This is a genomic window from Thalassospira sp. B30-1, from assembly GCF_015767575.1.
GTDB classification, from domain to species: domain Bacteria; phylum Pseudomonadota; class Alphaproteobacteria; order Rhodospirillales; family Thalassospiraceae; genus Thalassospira; species Thalassospira xiamenensis.
Genome location: NZ_CP065232.1, coordinates 2,234,077 through 2,251,666 on the forward strand (window position 1 = coordinate 2,234,077; position 17,590 = coordinate 2,251,666).

The following is a 17,590-nucleotide window of genomic DNA, read 5'->3' on the forward strand; positions in this document are numbered from 1 at the left end:
CAAAGCGAACACCATATTCGATCAAACCAAGTCCGACAGATGAGGCCAGAGCAAATGTCAGAAAATGCACTTACTTCCTGCCGCGCATTCGTTTTCGATGCCTATGGTACCCTGTTCGACGTTGGATCGGCCGTTGACCGGTTCAAGGAAACCATCGGGGATGAAGCAGACCGGCTTTCAAGTATCTGGCGCCAAAAGCAGCTTGAATATACATGGCTGCGCAGTCTGATGGGCGACTTCACTGATTTCTGGAATGTCACCGGTGACGCTCTTGATTACGCCATGGCAGCAACCGGAAAAAAAGACCCCGCCCTTCGCGCAAAACTCATGGAAACCTATCTGTCGCTTGATACTTTCCCCGAAGTTGTTGAAACCCTGAAAACACTTAAATCCCAAGGGCACAGGCTGGCGATCCTGTCGAACGGCGCCAAACATATGCTGATTTCAGCCGCAAAGGCATCCGGGATTCTGTCACTGTTTGACCAGATCATCTGTGTGGATGATATCAAAACGTATAAACCGCACCCCGATGTCTATCAGCTTGCGGTTGACCAGCTCGAATTGACGCCCGCCGAAATATCATTCCAGTCGTCTAACGGATGGGATATTGCCGGTGCCGGGCATTTCGGGTTCCGCACGGCCTGGATCAACCGGACACAGCAGCCAACAGAACGCCTGTCTCATAGCGCAGACGTGGTTTTAAAAGGTCTGGACGAGCTGCTGCCGCTGGTCGCGCAGCCGGAAAAAACCTGAAAACCGGGCCCGCGAAGCACGCCAATTCCGATCAGACCGAATAAAGAAAACCCGGAAAAGCGATTTGCCGCTTTTCCGGGTTTTATATTCTTTGCTGGCCTGCGGGAAAGATTGCCAACACAAACCTTTTATTGTTTGTGTTCTTTCTTCACGTTCGCGGCAACGATCTGACCGGCCTGAATGACGGTAAGACCGCCCTCTTCGACGGCACCTTCAATGCGACGGCAATGGCCTTCGATGTGGGCACCCGGTTCGATCGACAGGCTTTCATGAAGGATATCGCCCAGCATACGGGCCGTTTCCGCCAGTGAAACGTCCCGGGCGCGAACCTGACCGGTGACAGAACCACAAATGCGAACCTTTTCGGCGACAATCTCGCCGCGGACTTCGCCGTTCTGACCAATTGTCAGGGTACGCGTGCGAATGTCGCCATTCACAAAACCGTCCACCTGAACATCTGATTCAGAGATCAGATCACCGGTAACCCGAAGATCGGAATTGATAATCGACAGACCGCCTCTTTTTTCGGTCGCCGAATTATGGGAATTAGTCGTTGTCTGCTGTCTCTTGCTCGTTTTTGAAAACATAATGTCCCGCCTCAATAAACTTGATGGGGTCTACCTGCTTGTCGTGAACCAGAACTTCATAGTGCACGTGGCTGCCGGTACTACGGCCGGTACTTCCCATCAATGCGATTTTGCCCTTTAAATTCACTTCGTCGCCCTTCTTGACGAGGACCTTGTATAGATGTCCGAAACGGGTTCGAAGGCCGTTACCATGGTCAATTTCGACCATCTTCCCGTATTTTCCGCTCCATCCGGCGAACACCACCTTTCCGGGGGCCGTCGCATAGATTGGTGTTTTCATGGGCCCGGCAAGATCAACGCCGGAATGAAAAGCCCACTTGCCGTTGATAGGATCCTTGCGCTTCCCGAAAGAACTGGACAGGTAATAGGAATCCGCAGGCTCCCCCAACGGGGTTCTTTTTATTCTTTCATGCAGACTTACCAGTTGATCCATACGATCACCAACGGCAAGTGCCACATTTACAAACTGTTCGTCCTCGAGGTTCTCGGGCTCGAACGCCACAAACGGTCCCCCCACACCACCGGCAACTTCGCCGCTTCCAGACGCCTGCGGCTTCATGGGCGGCGTAATAACCTCGTCCATCGTAAGACCGGTCATTTCCAGCACCGATTCCAGCTCCAGAATGGTGCTGTCGGCGGTTTCCGCCACGCGCTGCATCGCCTGCTTCTGGATGGTATGCAGATCGGCAATCCGCTGACGTGCTTCACCAAGTTCCGATTGCAGTTTTTTCGAACGCTGCATTGCCTGATCACGTTCACGCATAACCCGCGACATGACGGTTTCGACAGTTTCCAGTTCGTCGCGCAACGCAAGATTGCGGTTGGTAATCCCGTCAATCTGGGTCTGTAGCGCGTTCATCTGATTATCCATGGATGTCCGCAAGGCGGAAATCTGGACTTTTTCCTTTTCACTGACCGCCAGTTTCGAGGTGTAATCCTGAACCCGGGCCTGCAGCATCAAATTCTTTTCAGCCATCGATAGAAGATTACGGTGGGTATCTTCCATCTGTGAGGTGATTTCACCAAAACGGCGCTGGCTTTCGGTGACACGTGCGATCAACTGATTGTAGGAAAGCTCGCTGCGAAACAGCTGTTCTTCACGCGCGGCAAGCCGTTGATCAAGATACCAGGAATAACCCGATACCCCGACCGTCCAGGTGATCGCAAGGACCCCGACCGATGCCAATGTCAGTTGAGCGTATTTGCCAATCCGCACTTGAGAAACGGAATCATTTGACCGCACAAGGATGTGCCGGTCCGGAAACCATTTTTCAATCAGGCGACGGCCACGTTCGAACGCCGACATACTCAGTGTCTAACCCCTATTTACCCAACATTGCCCGTTCGATACGAAATCGACGCACAACCGTTTTTTTCAGACCCCGGCTGAATATCTATTTTCTTTACGCTACCTGTTAGCGCGAAGACAGGCAAGCACGTTAACACATCCTTAAGGGTAAAAAAATCATCTGCTTTGCACTTCAATATGTTACTCAATGATCTCCCGATGAATTCAACAGCGTTCAAAACATGCGTTTATCCCAATTCATGCTGACCTGTGCTGCAACATGGTTTTACAGCGGACGAACCACCAAGGCACCTGGCACGATGGGATCGCTGGCCGCTGTTCCTGTGGGCTGGGCAATCGCCGTTTTGCTGGGATACCCGGCTCTGTTGGCCGGAATTGTCATTGTGTTCCTTGTCGGAATTCCGATTTCCCATAAATACAGCGAGATGATCGGGGTTCACGATCCCGGTGAAATCGTCATCGACGAAGTTGCAGGGCAATGGCTTTGCATACTTGTCGTTCCGCTGGGCAACGGGCTTGCCGATCTCGGCTGGCTGGCGGCGGCATTTGTCATGTTCCGGTTTTTCGATATCCTGAAACCCTGGCCGATCCGCTGGATCGACCGCCGGATCAGCGGCGGTTTTGGCATCATGCTTGATGACATCCTTGCGGGCATATTTGGCATGTTTGTATTGATCGCCGCCCGCTACTTTGCAGGAGTTTGACCGCCCATGAACATCGAACCGGATATTCTTGCGCGCGCAGAAAACCTGATTGCCCTATGCAAATCCAAAGGCGAAATGATCGCAACCGCAGAATCCTGTACCGGCGGGCTTATAGCTGGCGGGCTAACGGCCGTTGATGGCAGTTCGTCCGTTGTCGATTGCGGCTTTGTGACTTATTCCAACGAAGCAAAACACGGCCTGATCGGCGTACCGCAGGAATTGCTTGATACCTATGGTGCCGTCTCAGAACCGGTCGCGCGCGCAATGGCCGAAGGCGCACTGATCCGCGCACCACTGGCAACACTGGCTGTCGCGGTTACCGGCATCGCCGGACCGGGCGGCGGGTCAGATGAAAAACCGGTTGGACTTGTCCATCTTGCGTGCGCCGGAAAAGGTCGGCCTACCCTGCACCGTCGCCGGGTCTATGACGGTGATCGCCACGCGGTACGCAAGGCAACCATCATCGACGCCTATGAAATGCTTTCGGAAATGGTTGGCAAAACCGGTTAATCAGGTTGGCGCGTCATCGCCCCTGCAGCGTGAATGCAACATGCACTCACTGATCTGACAGGGCCTTGTCCGGCGCGCCATAAACCTGATGGGCGCGGGTTTCAAATGCACCGACCATCAATTTGACGGCCTCGTTGAACACGACCCCGATCATCTTCTGCAACAGGGCAGAACGGAATTCGAAATCGACAAAGAAGTCGAGCCACGTTCCCCCGTCTTCCGCCGGTTCAAACACCCAGTGATTGTTAAGGTACTTGAACGGCCCCTGCAGATATTCGACATCGACCCGATCCGGGCGCTGTAGCGTGACTTTTGATGTGTATTTTTCGCGAAACATTTTGAAACCGATCACCAGATCGGCATGCAAAACATCGCCATCGCGCTTGCGCACACGGGATGCCACACACCATGGCAGAAATTCCGAATAGGAATCGATATCCGCGACGAGGTCAAACAGCTGTTCCGGCGTATAGGGCAGTTTCCTGCGCTCCGCATGCGTCGGCACCCTGATCTCCTTTGTCGTCGCGTTTATCGGTTTGAAATGCGGCGCACTTACTGCGCCGCTGTTGTTGCCTGCATTCTGGCTTTGGCTTCGTCAGCAGCCGCAAGCTTTCTTTCGCGTGCCTTGCGCAGTTCCTCGAAGTCACGGTCTGCATGATAGCTTGAACGCGTCAGCGGCGTTGCCGACACCATCAGGAAGCCCTTGCCGCGCGCCATCGAGGCGTAATCCTTGAACTCGTCCGGCGTCACGAACCGGTTAACCGGTTCGTGCTTGAGCGTCGGCTGCAAATACTGGCCAATCGTCAGGAAGTCGACATCCGCAACCCGCAGATCATCCATGACCTGTGCCAGTTCATGGCGTTCTTCACCAAACCCGACCATCAGACCCGATTTGGTAAAGATCGTCGGATCAATCTGTTTGACGCGATCAAGAATGCGCAGCGACTGGTAATAGCGCGCGCCCGGCCGGATCGAGGTATAGAGTCTGGGAACGGTTTCAAGGTTATGGTTGAAAACGTCCGGACGTGCACGGGCAACGATTTCAACGGCACCTGGCTTATCGCGGAAATCGGGGGTCAGAATTTCAATCGTAGTTTCCGGCGATTTATGGCGGATCGCCTCGATCACGCGGGCAAAATGTGCGGCCCCACCATCGGCCAGATCATCACGGTCGACCGAGGTGATCACGACATGTTTAAGCGCCATGTCGGCAACCGCCATCGCAAGGTTTTCCGGCTCGAACGGGTCAAGCGCACCGGGCATGCCGGTCTTGACGTTACAGAACGAACAGGCACGCGTGCAGGTATCCCCCATGATCATGAAGGATGCGTGTTTCTTCTGCCAGCATTCACCAATGTTCGGGCACGCCGCTTCTTCGCAGACGGTATGCAAATTCAGGCCGCGCGCAAGTTCGCGCGTTTCCTGATACCCCTTCGAGGTTGGCGCCTTGACACGAATCCATTCCGGTTTGCGTCCGGACGGACGATCCGGGCGTTTCTGCTTTTCCGGGTGACGAAGTGCCTGTGCTTCGTTGCGCGCCGTCGACATAGAGTTACCTCCGAAGGATTGGACGGGCGGCAATGTGCCGCCACGTCACGCATTTGTCAAACCGACAATCGTCCAAAGCGGTCATACCGGGCATGTTTGCCCGGTACAACGCTATATTCTAGAAGTGGATCGCACGCCCATAGGCGTCAAGGACCGACTCATGCATCATTTCCGAAAGGGTCGGATGCGGGAATACCGTATGCATCAGATCTTCTTCGGTCGTTTCGAGGCCCATGGCCACGACAAAGCCCTGGATCAGCTCGGTCACTTCGGCACCAACCATGTGCGCACCAAGCAATTCACCGGTCTTGGCATCAAACACCGTCTTGACCAGACCTTCGGCCTCGCCCAGTGCAACCGCCTTGCCGTTCCCGATGAACGGGAATTTGCCGACCTTGACGTCGTAACCGGCTTCCTTCGCTTTGGCTTCGGTCAGACCGACACTTGCCACCTGCGGATGGCAATAGGTGCAACCCGGAATCTTGCGCGGATCAAGCGGGTGAACCCCTTTGACCCCGGCAATCTTTTCAACGCAGATCACGCCTTCATGCTCGGCCTTGTGCGCCAGCATCGGCGGGCCTGCGACGTCACCAATGGCATAAATGCCCGGTTCTGCCGTTGCCGAATACTCGTTCGTATCAATGACGTTGCGATCAACCTTGACCTTGGTGGTTTCCAGACCGAGATTTTCGGTATTGCCGATCACACCAACCGCGGAAATCACGCGATCAACGGTCAATTCCTGTTTCTTGCCGTCCTTGGTTTCAATCGTGACGACAACATTGTCGGCGTTGCGCTTAAGGTTTGCGACCTTGGCTTCTGTCAGGATTTTCATCCCGTCCTTGGTCATCATCTTCTGCGCAAGGGCGGCCACTTCCTTGTCTTCGACCGGCATGATCTGCGACATGATTTCGACCACCGTCACTTCCGCACCCATGGTGTGATAGAAGCTGGCAAATTCGATACCAATCGCGCCTGAACCGACAACCACAAGGCTTTTGGGCATCTTATCAGGCGTCATCGCCTTTTTATAGTCCCAGACCACCTTGCCATCGGCTTCCAGCCCCGGCAGGGAGCGCGCCCGTGCACCGGTCGCGATAATGTAATTCTTTGCGGTATAGGTACCGGCATCCTTGCCTTCGACCTTGATCTTTTTCGGACCGTCGAATTTGGCTTCGCCGTTGATCACGGTGACCTTGTTCTTCTTCAGAAGATGGCCAACACCACCCGAAAGCTGCTTGGAAACACCGCGCGAACGCTGAATGACTGCATCCAGATCAAAGGAAGGCTTTTCGCATGACAGACCGAATGACTTGGCATGCTGCATGTTGCGATAGACTTCTGCCGAACGCAGCAGGGCCTTGGTCGGAATACAGCCCCAGTTCAGGCAGATGCCGCCAAGATGTTCGCGTTCAACAACCGCGGTTTTCAGGCCAAGCTGTGCGGCACGAATGGCCGTGACATAGCCACCGGGGCCCGCGCCAACAACGATTAAGTCGAAATTGTTATCCGCCATCGTAAGATCTCCTTCGCCTGCCCGTCACCGGTCACAGGTCTTGAAATTCAAATGCTTGCGGGGACTATTTAAAGTCCCCGCGCAATTTCCGAACCTCAGAGCAACATGCTCAGCGGATCTTCGATCAGCTTTTTGAATTCAGCCATGAATTCAGCACCGACCGCACCATCGACCACACGATGGTCGACCGAAAGCGTGCAGCTCATGACGGTGGCAATAGCCAAGGCACCGTCCTTGACAACCGCGCGCTGTTCACCGGCACCAACGGCCAGAATGCAGCCCTGCGGCGGGTTGATGATGGCAGAGAATTCCTTGATGCCAAACATGCCAAGGTTAGAGACAGAGAAAGTCCCGCCCTGGAATTCTTCTGGTTTCAGCTTGCCTTCGCGTGCCTTGCCAGCCAGTGCCTTCATCTCGGTCGAGATTTCGGCAAGCCCCTTGCCACCCGCATTGCGGATAACCGGGGTGATCAGGCCGCCCTCGATGGCAACCGCCACCGAAATATCCTGCTGCTTGCACTGCAGGATGGCCGCATCGGTCCAAACCGCATTGGCTGCCGGTACGCGTTTAAGCGCAATGGATGCGGCACGAATGACGAAATCATTGACCGATACCTTCACACCCTCGCCGGCCTTCTCGTTAAGCTGCTTGCGGGTGGCAAGCAGATTGTCGAGTTCGCAATCGACCGTCAGGTAGAAATGCGGAACCTGCTGTTTGGACTGGGTCAGACGACGGGCAATAACCTTGCGCATCGAGCTGTTCGGGATTTCTTCGTATTCCGGCAAACCGGTCAGATCCGGGTTCCAGCCAGACGCCGCCGGTGCCTGCGGGGCTGCCGCCGGTTTCTCGCCAGCAGGAGCCGAAGAAGCAGCAGCAGAAGCAGCTTTATCGGCCGGTTTGGACGACATCGCGGCTTCGACATCGCGTTTCACAACACGACCACGCGGGCCCGAACCTTCGACCTTGCCAAGATCAACGCCTTCATTGGCTGCAATACGACGCGCCAATGGGCTTGCCTTGATACGATCCCCACCGGAAACAGGTGCCGCAGGTGCCAGGCCTTTTGCCGGGGCGGCTTCTGGCTTGGACGCTTCCTGTTTCGGTGCCTCGGCTGCTGGTTCGGCATCGCCGCCGCCAACAGACGCCGAAGACGTATCCGCCCCGTCAAGGGCGCTGGCATCTTCGCCTTCTTCCAGAAGAAGTGCGATAACCTCGTTCACGGCAACGCCTTCGCTGCCTTCGGAAACAAGGATTTTACCGATTTTGCCTTCGTCGACGGCTTCAACTTCCATCGTGGCTTTATCGGTTTCGATTTCGGCAATGACGTCACCTGACTCAACGGTGTCGCCTTCCTTGACAAGCCATTTCGCCAAGGTGCCTTCGGTCATGGTCGGCGACAGGGCCGGCATCAATATCTTAACAGGCATGAACGCAATCTCCCGGTAACGGGGCGGCGCGGGTTTGCCGCGCCCTGCCCCTGTCCGTTTTACTTAGCGATAGCAAACGGCCTTGGCCGCATCGACGATGTGTTGCTCCTGCGGAAGTGCAAGCACTTCGAGGTTGGCAGCATATGGCATCGGAACATCTTCACCGGTAACGCGCGCAACCGGCGCATCAAGGTAATCAAACGCATGTTCCATGATGACCGATGCGATCTCGGCACCGATACCGGCAAAGTGCCAGCCTTCTTCGCAGGTCACGAGACGGTTGGTTTTCATGACCGAGCGAACGATGGTGTTCACATCAAGCGGACGGATGGTCCGAAGGTTGATGACTTCGGCGGAAATGCCCTGCTCTGCAAGCTGTTCTGCCGCTTTCAGCGCCTTGCCGACCATGATTGAAAACGCAACGATGGTGACGTCCGTCCCTTCGCGTTCGATCTTTGCCTGACCAATCGGAAGAACGAAATCTTCGTCGTCCGGCACTTCGAAGCTCTGTCCGTAAAGGATTTCGTTTTCAAGGAAGACAATCGGGTTCGGATCACGAATAGCGGCCTTGAGCAGCCCCTTCGCATCGGCCGCCGACCAAGGTGCTACAACCTTAAGCCCCGGGCAATGTGCATACCAGGATGCATAGCACTGCGAATGCTGTGCGCCCACACGCGACGCGGCACCGTTCGGGCCACGGAACACGATCGGGCAGCCAAGCTGGCCACCGGACATATACAAGGTCTTCGCAGCAGAGTTGATGATCTGGTCAATCGCCTGCATGGCGAAGTTAAAGGTCATGAACTCAAGAACCGGTTTCAGGCCCATGAATGCCGAACCGGTTGCAAGGCCGGTAAAGCCATGCTCGGTAATCGGGGTATCGACAACACGCTTGTCACCGAATTCATCAAGCAGGCCCTGGGTGACTTTATAAGCCCCCTGATACTGCGCGACTTCTTCCCCCATGACATAAACGTTCTCATCGACCCGCATTTCTTCGGCCATGGCATCGCGCAGGGCTTCACGAACGGTCTGGGTCTTGAACGAGGTATAGGTTTTCTCGTCCTTGGTCGCGTTCATGACGCTCATGGCACGCGGGTCCTGTTCGGCGCGTTCAATCGCACCGCTTGCAGCAACAGGTGCTGCATTGGACGAACTGGCCGGTGCCTTTTCTTCTTCCTTGGCTTCGGCCGGCGCGGCGTCGGCTTTCGGTGCAGAAGACGCCGAAACATTATCAAGGGCAGAAGCATCCTCGTCTTCTTCGAGGATATAGGCGATCACAGCATTCACCGCGACGTTTTCAGTCCCTTCGGCAATCACGATCTTGCCGATGGTCCCTTCGTCAACGGCCTCGACTTCCATCGTGGCCTTGTCGGTTTCAATTTCTGCAATCACGTCACCGGAGGCAACAGTGTCGCCTTCCTTGACGGTCCATTTGGCAAGAGTGCCTTCTGTCATGGTCGGCGACAGCGCCGGCATCAAAACTTCAATCGGCATTGTTCCCTCTCTCCCGGGAAATATCGGTCAAAAGCGGTTCGCGGGTGTCGCGATCACGCGTCGATCAGAATATCTGTGAACAGTTCGGAAACATCCGGTTCCGGGCTGTTTTGCGCAAACTCCGCCGCTTTGGCGACTTCCGCTTTCACATCCTTGTCGATGTCCTTGAGGCCAGCCTCGTCGATGATATTGCCATCGATCAGCAGCTTTTTGACCATATCGATCGGATCGTGCTCTTTACGCATTTTGTCGAGCTCGTCCTTGGTACGATATTTCGCCGGGTCGGACATGGAATGCCCGCGATAGCGATAGGTCTTGAGCTCAAGGATATAGGGCCCTTTGCCTTCGCGGCAATGCGCAACGGCACGTTCACCGGCATCCTTGACCGCCAGAACGTCCATGCCATCAACCTGTTCACCCGGGATACCATAGGCAGAACCGCGCTCGTAAAGGTCCGGGCTGGCCGAATGGCGCTGTGCCGACGTTCCCATGGCATACTGGTTGTTCTCGATGCAATAGATCACCGGAAGCTTCCAGAGCGCTGCCATGTTGAAGGATTCGTATACCTGCCCCTGGTTGACGGCACCGTCCCCAAGATAGGTCAGGCAGACACGGTCCTGACCGCGATATTTGTAATTGAAGGCAATACCGGTGCCGAGCGAAACCTGCCCGCCGACGATACCATGCCCGCCATAGAAGTTCTTTTCCTTGGAGAACATGTGCATCGAGCCGCCCTTGCCGTGCGAATAACCGCCTTCACGGCCGGTCAGCTCTGCCATGACCCCTGCTGGGTCCATGCCACAGGCCAGCATATGGCCGTGGTCGCGGTAACTGGTGATCACACCATCATCGCCGGTAATGGCAGCCTGCATGCCGACAACGACAGCTTCCTGCCCGATGTAAAGATGGCAGAAGCCACCAATAAGCCCCATGCCATAAAGCTGACCGGCTTTTTCTTCAAAGCGACGGATCAGCAGCATTTCACGGTAATATTTGAGGAGATCGTCACTGCTCGCCTGATTGTCGGCGCGCGTCGTGGCGCGTTTGCGTTTTGTGGTCGCCATGTTTCCTCCCGGTGGATGGCTGTCGCTTAAGCATCATGTATGAGCGCTTAATTCGGTACTGGACCACCGAAATGACTACCCAAAACTACGTGTCGAAGCAAGCAATCTAACCACCCGTAAACTGTTGTTTTGCAACGCACAATCACAAATAAACCAAATAATGGTTAATTCATGTTTTTTTGCATATATACATAATTCAAGCGTTTCCAGTGACTTGAGGAACCGGCTTCATTCCCGTTCATTCCATCAGGTCACAAATGCTATGCTTTCCTGAAAAGAATATCACAGATCCGACACGTTTATTTCGCAACTGCCAGAAGAAACAAAAGGTTGCGTTGCCCTGATCACAAACTATTGCAGGTCACAAATCAACCAAAAGACAGTTGAAACAACGCTGTATGAGAGGATGTCAAACTCTCGCCAAGCAGCCCGGGCTGTAAAATCATGGGAAATACAGCCCCGGACGCGCGCATTTTCAATTTTGGAAGTTGATCGCGCGCATAAAAACCCAGCCGGATTCTAAGCACAAATCTGCCGCGACCGATTACTGGCTGGCAGCAACCGTTTCGTCGGCCGGGTAGCCATTGTGATGGAAGATAATCAGATCATCCGGGTGCGCGGCATTCAGCATCGCGCGCGCACGTTCATCGAGCAGATCAGGATCAAGATGCTTCGGGCGCATCGCAATCACGCGCTGCTCGAGATGCTTGCGCTTGTCGATGATTTCGTCACGCACTTTTGCGATATCGGCCACGCGGTCCTGCATCGACCAATAAGCCAGCAAACCACGATTACCTTCGACACTGTGGAAGATGAAATAGACCATAATGGTAAATGCAATAACCGGTGCAATAGCCTGACCTAGTCGGCGAATAACCGGTGACGTTGAAGACATTTACCCCTGCCCTTTGCGGATACGAGACGAACAACAGAAAAACACCATTCCGAAACCGGAACGGAAAAACTGCGTGCGTTATTTCCCTTTGAACCCAAAGGCATAAATCTCGCAGCAGACAGAACTCTCGCAAAAATACTCTCACAGCTAATCACAACAGGGTAAAAATAAGCTTAAAACAGCAATGCTAATACAGGGCAGTTACGCTCAATTAGCTGATCCTGAACAACAAAAAAAACCGTCCCGGAATGACGGGACGGTTTTTCAGGTTCAGTCCTGCAATCGAACCTTATTTCAGGATCGAACGCCCCGGATAATAGGCACCGGCCCCCAGCATCTCTTCGATGCGGATCAACTGGTTGTATTTCGCCAGACGGTCAGAACGTGACAGCGAACCGGTTTTGATCTGCCCGCAATTGGTGGCAACCGCAAGATCGGCGATGGTCGAATCTTCGGTTTCGCCCGAACGGTGTGACATAACCGCAGTATAGCCAGCACGATGGGCCATTTCGACGGCCTCAAGCGTTTCGGTCAGCGAACCGATCTGGTTGACCTTCACGAGGATCGAGTTGGCAACGCCCTTCTTGATGCCATCGGCAAGGCGCTTCGGATTGGTTACGAACAGATCGTCCCCGACCAGCTGAACCTTTTTGCCGATTTCCGACGTCAATGCCGCCCAACCGTCCCAGTCATCTTCAGACATGCCGTCTTCGATCGAGAAAATCGGATACTTGCTGACCAGATCGGCCCAGTATTTGACCATGCCGTCTGCATCAAGGGTCTTGTTCTCGCCCGCCAGAACGTATTTGCCACCTTTGTAGAATTCGGTCGATGCCGCATCAAGGGCAAGGACAACGTCTTCTTCCGGACGATAACCGGCAGCTTCGATCGACTTCATGATGTAGCTGATGGCTTCTTCGCTCGACCCGATATTCGGGGCAAAACCACCTTCGTCACCAACAGAAGTGCTCAGACCATCTGCTGACAGGGCCTTTTTCAGGTTATGGAAGATTTCCGCACCCATGCGGATTGCGTCCGATCCGGTTTCTGCCGAAACCGGCATCACCATGAATTCCTGAACGTCAATCGCGTTGTCGGCATGTTCACCGCCATTGATGATGTTCATCATCGGCACCGGCAAGGTGCGGGCGAAAGCCCCACCAACATAACGATAAAGCGGAAGGCCCGCTTCTTCAGCCGCAGCCTTGGCAACCGCCAGCGAAACACCCAGAATGGCATTCGCGCCAAGACGGCTCTTGTTCGGCGTCCCGTCAAGATCGATCATGATGCCATCGACCTCGACCTGGTCTTCGGCATCCATACCGGCCAGGGCTTCGAAAATCTCGCCATTGACGGCGGCAACCGCTTTGGTCACGCCCTTGCCAAGATAACGGTCTTCCTTGTCACGCAGCTCGACGGCTTCATGCGCACCGGTGGATGCACCCGACGGAACGGCTGCACGACCAAAGGCGCCACTTTCCAGAGTTACATCAACTTCGACAGTCGGGTTGCCACGGCTATCGAGGATTTCGCGGCCGCGGATATCGATAATAGCGGTCATGACGGAAACATTCTCCTCACTGAGATTATCTGCACCCCAATCGGGTGCTTTGGTTACAGCATAAAAGAAATGCCGCCATCATGTCTGATGGCGGCATTTGCATATCAATCCTTGAACATGTCCAGACGAACCGGATTGGCTTTTGCCACTTTGTCCAGTTCCATCAGAACCGACAAAACTTCCGGAAGCTTGTTCAAGGGAATCTGGTTCGGGCCATCGCTGATGGCCGCATCCGGGTTATCGTGGGTTTCGATAAACAGGGCGGCAATGCCGACAGATACAGCCGCACGCGCCAAAACCGGCGCAAATTCGCGCTGTCCACCTGACGTTGTCCCCTGCCCACCCGGCTGCTGAACAGAATGGGTCGCATCAAATACGACCGGATAGCCCTGACGGGCCATGGTGGGAAGTCCACGGAAATCGGTTACCAGCGTGTTATAGCCAAAGCTGGTCCCGCGATCACAAAGCATGATGTTTTCGTTGCCGGTTGACGCAATGTTGTTCGCAACATTCGCCATGTCCCAGGGTGCCAGGAACTGGCCCTTTTTGACATTCACCGCGCGCCCGGTTTTACCCGCGGCCTGCAAAAGATCGGCCTGACGGCACAGGAACGCCGGAATTTGCAGAATATCGGCAACTTCGGCGACCGACGCACACTGATCTGGCAGATGAACGTCGGTGACAATCGGAAGGCCGGTCTTTTCCTTGACCTCTGCCAGAATGTCGAGACCCTCGACCAGTCCAACCCCGCGCCTCGACGTGCTGCTGGTGCGGTTTGCCTTGTCAAACGAGCTTTTGTAAACAAGCCCGATCCCGAGCCCCTCGGACAATTCCTTAAGCGCTGCGGACATTTCCAGTGCGTGCTGACGGCTTTCGATCGCGCATGGCCCCGCCAGAAGCGCAAAGGGCCTGTCATTGGCGAATTCGATATTGCCGACTTTGACAGTTTTGATTTCCGTCATTTCGAAGTCTTTCATTCAGGCTGTTTGATCAAACCAGACGGCTGCGCTCTTTGGCGGCCTTGATATAGGACACAAACAGCGGATGCGGATCAAGCGGACGCGAACGCAGTTCCGGGTGGAACTGAACGCCGATGAACCACGGGTGATCCGGGTATTCGACGATTTCCGGCAAACGCCCGTCCGGCGACAGACCCGAGAATTTAAGCCCTTTTTCCTCAAGCTGCGCCATGAAGTTTACGTTAACTTCGTAACGATGGCGATGGCGCTCAAGAACGGTCTCACTGCCATAGATATCACGCGCACGCGTACCGTCGACCAGTTTGCACTCGTAGTTGCCAAGGCGCATGGTGCCACCAAGATCATCTTCGCCGCTACGACGCTCAACCGAGCCACCATCTTTGGCCCATTCGGTCATCAAGCCCACAAGCGGTGTTTTCGTCGGACCGAATTCCGATGAAGATGCATCCTTAAGGTCCGCAAGATTGCGGGCCGCTTCAAGAACCGCCATCTGCATACCAAAGCAAATCCCGAAATACGGCACCTTGTTTTCACGGGCATAGCGCGCAGCGGCAATCTTGCCTTCCGTGCCACGCTCGCCAAATCCGCCCGGCACCATGATCGCGTCCAGTTTGGACAGGATTTCGCTAACATCGCCTTCTTTTTCAAGCGCGTCAGACGCAATCCATTCCAGTTTGACACGGACCTTGTTGGCGATGCCGCCATGGGTCAGTGCTTCGGTGAGCGACTTATAGGCATCGGGCAACTGAATATATTTGCCAACGATCCCGATAGTAACCTCACCTTCCGGATTACGGATGATGTTGCAGATTTCTTCCCACGGCCCCAGATCCGGGTCCTGTGCCTGCAGGCCGAAGTGATGAAGCACTTCGTTATCAAGACCATACTGGTGATAGCTGATCGGCACCTGATAGATATTGTCGACGTCATAGGCCGGAATAACAGCGGCTTCGCGCACGTTACAGAAACGTGCAATCTTGCGGCGCTCATTGACCGGAATTTCACGGTCACAACGGCACAGCAGGATATCGGGCTGAATACCAACGCTTTGCAGTTCCTTGACGGAATGCTGGGTCGGTTTGGTTTTAAGCTCGCCCGCCGACGAAATATAAGGCACCAGCGTCAGATGCATGAACAGCGTGCGGCCATCGCCAAGCTCGTTGCCCATCTGGCGGATCGCTTCAAGGAACGGCAGACTTTCGATATCGCCAACCGTACCGCCGATCTCGACAAGGACAAAATCCTCGGTCGCATCGGACTGAACGAATTCCTTGATCGCATCGGTAATATGCGGGATCACCTGAACGGTCCCGCCCAGATAATCGCCGCGACGTTCGCGCGCAATCACGTTGGAATAGATGCGACCGGTGGTCACGTTGTCGGAACGACGCGACGAAACACCGGTGAAACGTTCATAGTGACCAAGATCAAGGTCGGTCTCCGCCCCGTCTTCGGTCACATAACATTCGCCATGCTGATACGGGCTCATGGTGCCCGGATCAACGTTGATATACGGATCAAGCTTGCGCAGGCGAACAGTGAAACCACGTGCCTGAAGCGAGGCCCCCAAAGCAGCAGATGCCAGGCCCTTGCCCAGCGAAGAAACAACGCCACCGGTGATAAAGATATAACGGGTCATGTCTTTGCCTCATCTCAAAGCAAAACGCCGCAGTTCGATGCCGCTCAGTGCATCACGAACCGGGGAATACAACAATCAAAAATTGAGGCGGCAATTTTGCCGCCTCTGGTCGTCGGTTTGTTTTTTAGCGGGTCGGAGCCGCCGGTCCGGTGTCCTCGGCGGGCTGTTGTTCAGCTGCCGGGGCCGGAGCCTGATCCAGTATGGATGTCGGCTGGGTATGAGTGTTGGACAACAATGCCAGGGCAAGGCTTGTAATCATGAATGCCCCGGCAAGAATAGCGGTCGTACGTGTCAGAAGGTTTGCTGCGCTGCGCGAGCTCATGACGCCGAAATTACCGCCGCCGCCACCGCCGCCGCTTCCGCCGATACCAAGCCCACCGCCCTCGCTGCGCTGTACGAGAATGACGGCAATCATGCCAAGCGCAAGAAGAAGGTGAATTACCAGAATAACAGTTTGCATGGTCTCGAAACTCTTGTCCTAAAACTTCCGATCCGAACATTATTATGGCCGGATCGGGCAAAAATTTGATGCGTATTTAACGTGTTTTATGACAGTTGGCTAGGCGCAACTTTCAATAATTTTCCAAAAATCGTCAACCTTGAGGCTCGCCCCGCCAACCAGTGCACCGTCAACATCGGGCACAGACAGCAATTCAGCCGCATTGGACGGCTTTACCGAACCACCATACAGAATTCTGAATTTGTCACCATCATCAAATCGTGCCGTCAGCCCTGCACGAATTGCAGCATGAACTTCGGCAACTTCATCAACGCTTGCCGTGCGCCCCGTGCCAATCGCCCAGACCGGCTCATAGGCAATGACGGTATTTTCCGCTGTCGCCTCATCAGGAACCGAAACCGCAATCTGGCCATTGACCACCGCAAGCGTCGCACCAAGATCGCGTTCCAGCTCGGTCTCGCCAACACAGACCACCGCAATCAGACCGGCATCATGGGCTGCCATTGTTTTCTGGCGAATAACGGTCGAACTTTCACCGTGGTCGGCCCGACGTTCGGAATGCCCGACAAGAACATGGGTCGCGCCGATATCGGCCAGCATCGGGGCCGCAATATCCCCGGTATGCGCGCCCGAAACGGCAACATGGCAATCCTGACCGCCAACCTTGACGGCACTCTTGGCCGTAACACCGGCAACATCGGAAATCAGGGTTGCTGGCGGACAGACCAGAATATCACATGCCAGATCACCTTTTGCCTTTGCGCGGTCAGACAGTCCGCGCGCAAGTGCAAGCCCGTCGGTGCGCAGGCAATTCATTTTCCAGTTTCCGGCGATCAGGGGACGGCGCTGTGACATATGTATATCTACCTCTTGCTGCGACGGGTTTTGGATCAGGCAATGGCTGGGCCATGCGGGAACCGATCCGACAAGTATTGTTACAAACACGGTTCGATGCGGGTTTTAGCACGCGCTCAGGCCCCGGCCAAGCCCCGGAAAACACTGTCAACCGAACTTCGGGCACGGTCAATGCAATCGGATGTTGCCGCCCTTACCTCTCGCCATTAAGATGCGCGGCAATTGCGCCGGGATTTTCGTTATGTTCCGGCAGATAAAAGAAACGCTGCCGGTACATTGTCATCT

Annotated in this window: 17 protein-coding genes; 3 read left to right on the forward strand and 14 right to left on the reverse strand. The window is 54.8% G+C overall.

Features of this window, described 5'->3' with window-relative positions; genetic code table 11:
* The first annotated feature begins 54 nt into the window (after positions 1–54).
* Positions 55–753, forward strand: a complete 699-nt coding sequence (locus tag IT971_RS10890) for a haloacid dehalogenase type II (protein WP_063091941.1) — start codon at positions 55–57, stop codon at positions 751–753.
* A gap of 128 nt (positions 754–881) precedes the next feature.
* Here the strand turns inward: IT971_RS10890 and IT971_RS10895 are convergent, their stop codons facing one another.
* Together IT971_RS10895 and IT971_RS10900 are read right to left on the reverse strand one after the other, a co-directional pair.
* Positions 882–1,340 carry a polymer-forming cytoskeletal protein gene (locus IT971_RS10895; protein WP_007089477.1) on the reverse strand — a complete coding sequence of 153 codons (459 nt, stop codon included), beginning with the start codon at positions 1,338–1,340 and terminating at the stop codon, positions 882–884.
* Entirely contained in the window at positions 1,300–2,646 is a 1,347-nt protein-coding gene (locus tag IT971_RS10900) for a M23 family metallopeptidase (protein ID WP_063091940.1), read from the reverse strand. Before IT971_RS10900 ends, IT971_RS10895 begins: the two co-directional genes overlap by 41 nt.
* 224 nt (positions 2,647–2,870) lie before the next feature.
* Between IT971_RS10900 and IT971_RS10905 the strand changes: the two genes are divergently transcribed.
* Both IT971_RS10905 and IT971_RS10910 read left to right on the forward strand, forming a co-directional pair.
* Positions 2,871–3,353: a phosphatidylglycerophosphatase A gene (locus IT971_RS10905; RefSeq protein ID WP_007089475.1), complete on the forward strand. Its 483-nt coding sequence runs from the start codon at positions 2,871–2,873 to the stop codon at positions 3,351–3,353.
* A gap of 6 nt (positions 3,354–3,359) precedes the next feature.
* On the forward strand, positions 3,360–3,863 hold the full coding sequence (locus IT971_RS10910; protein WP_063091939.1) for a CinA family protein: 504 nt from the start codon (positions 3,360–3,362) through the stop codon (positions 3,861–3,863).
* A gap of 46 nt (positions 3,864–3,909) precedes the next feature.
* On the opposite strand, the gene IT971_RS10915 is transcribed toward IT971_RS10910, so the two are convergent.
* The 12 genes from IT971_RS10915 to tpiA form a co-directional block, all read right to left on the reverse strand.
* A complete protein-coding gene (locus tag IT971_RS10915) occupies positions 3,910–4,368 on the reverse strand; it encodes a type II toxin-antitoxin system RatA family toxin (RefSeq protein ID WP_063091938.1) in 459 nt (152 codons plus the stop codon).
* A 47-nt stretch (positions 4,369–4,415) separates the two neighbouring features.
* Positions 4,416–5,411: a lipoyl synthase gene (lipA, locus tag IT971_RS10920; RefSeq protein WP_007089472.1), complete on the reverse strand. Its 996-nt coding sequence runs from the start codon at positions 5,409–5,411 to the stop codon at positions 4,416–4,418.
* Between the two features lie 118 nt (positions 5,412–5,529).
* On the reverse strand, positions 5,530–6,927 hold the full coding sequence (lpdA, locus tag IT971_RS10925) for a dihydrolipoyl dehydrogenase (RefSeq protein ID WP_037991253.1): 1,398 nt from the start codon (positions 6,925–6,927) through the stop codon (positions 5,530–5,532).
* A gap of 95 nt (positions 6,928–7,022) precedes the next feature.
* Positions 7,023–8,354, reverse strand: a complete 1,332-nt coding sequence (locus IT971_RS10930) for a pyruvate dehydrogenase complex dihydrolipoamide acetyltransferase (protein WP_063091937.1) — start codon at positions 8,352–8,354, stop codon at positions 7,023–7,025.
* Positions 8,355–8,417: 63 nt separating this feature from the next.
* Positions 8,418–9,851 (reverse strand): pyruvate dehydrogenase complex E1 component subunit beta, encoded by a 1,434-nt coding sequence (locus tag IT971_RS10935; RefSeq protein WP_063091936.1) that lies wholly within the window; start codon positions 9,849–9,851, stop codon positions 8,418–8,420.
* 53 nt (positions 9,852–9,904) lie between these two features.
* Positions 9,905–10,915, reverse strand: a complete 1,011-nt coding sequence (gene pdhA / locus IT971_RS10940) for a pyruvate dehydrogenase (acetyl-transferring) E1 component subunit alpha (protein WP_007089468.1) — start codon at positions 10,913–10,915, stop codon at positions 9,905–9,907.
* Between the two features lie 544 nt (positions 10,916–11,459).
* The gene (locus IT971_RS10945; protein WP_051682326.1) at positions 11,460–11,810 is read right to left on the reverse strand and encodes a septum formation initiator family protein; all 351 of its coding nucleotides are present in this window, start codon (positions 11,808–11,810) and stop codon (positions 11,460–11,462) included.
* 289 nt (positions 11,811–12,099) lie between these two features.
* Positions 12,100–13,371, reverse strand: a complete 1,272-nt coding sequence (gene eno / locus IT971_RS10950) for a phosphopyruvate hydratase (protein WP_007089466.1) — start codon at positions 13,369–13,371, stop codon at positions 12,100–12,102.
* Positions 13,372–13,475: 104 nt separating this feature from the next.
* Positions 13,476–14,333: a 3-deoxy-8-phosphooctulonate synthase gene (gene kdsA, locus IT971_RS10955; RefSeq protein ID WP_037991591.1), complete on the reverse strand. Its 858-nt coding sequence runs from the start codon at positions 14,331–14,333 to the stop codon at positions 13,476–13,478.
* Positions 14,334–14,361: 28 nt separating this feature from the next.
* Positions 14,362–15,990, reverse strand: a complete 1,629-nt coding sequence (locus tag IT971_RS10960; RefSeq protein WP_063091935.1) for a CTP synthase — start codon at positions 15,988–15,990, stop codon at positions 14,362–14,364.
* 124 nt (positions 15,991–16,114) lie between these two features.
* Positions 16,115–16,450 (reverse strand): preprotein translocase subunit SecG, encoded by a 336-nt coding sequence (secG, locus tag IT971_RS10965; RefSeq protein ID WP_007089463.1) that lies wholly within the window; start codon positions 16,448–16,450, stop codon positions 16,115–16,117.
* A gap of 99 nt (positions 16,451–16,549) precedes the next feature.
* Complete coding sequence (gene tpiA / locus IT971_RS10970) at positions 16,550–17,305, reverse strand: triose-phosphate isomerase (protein ID WP_063091934.1); 756 nt, start codon at positions 17,303–17,305, stop codon at positions 16,550–16,552.
* Positions 17,306–17,590: the final 285 nt, after the last annotated feature.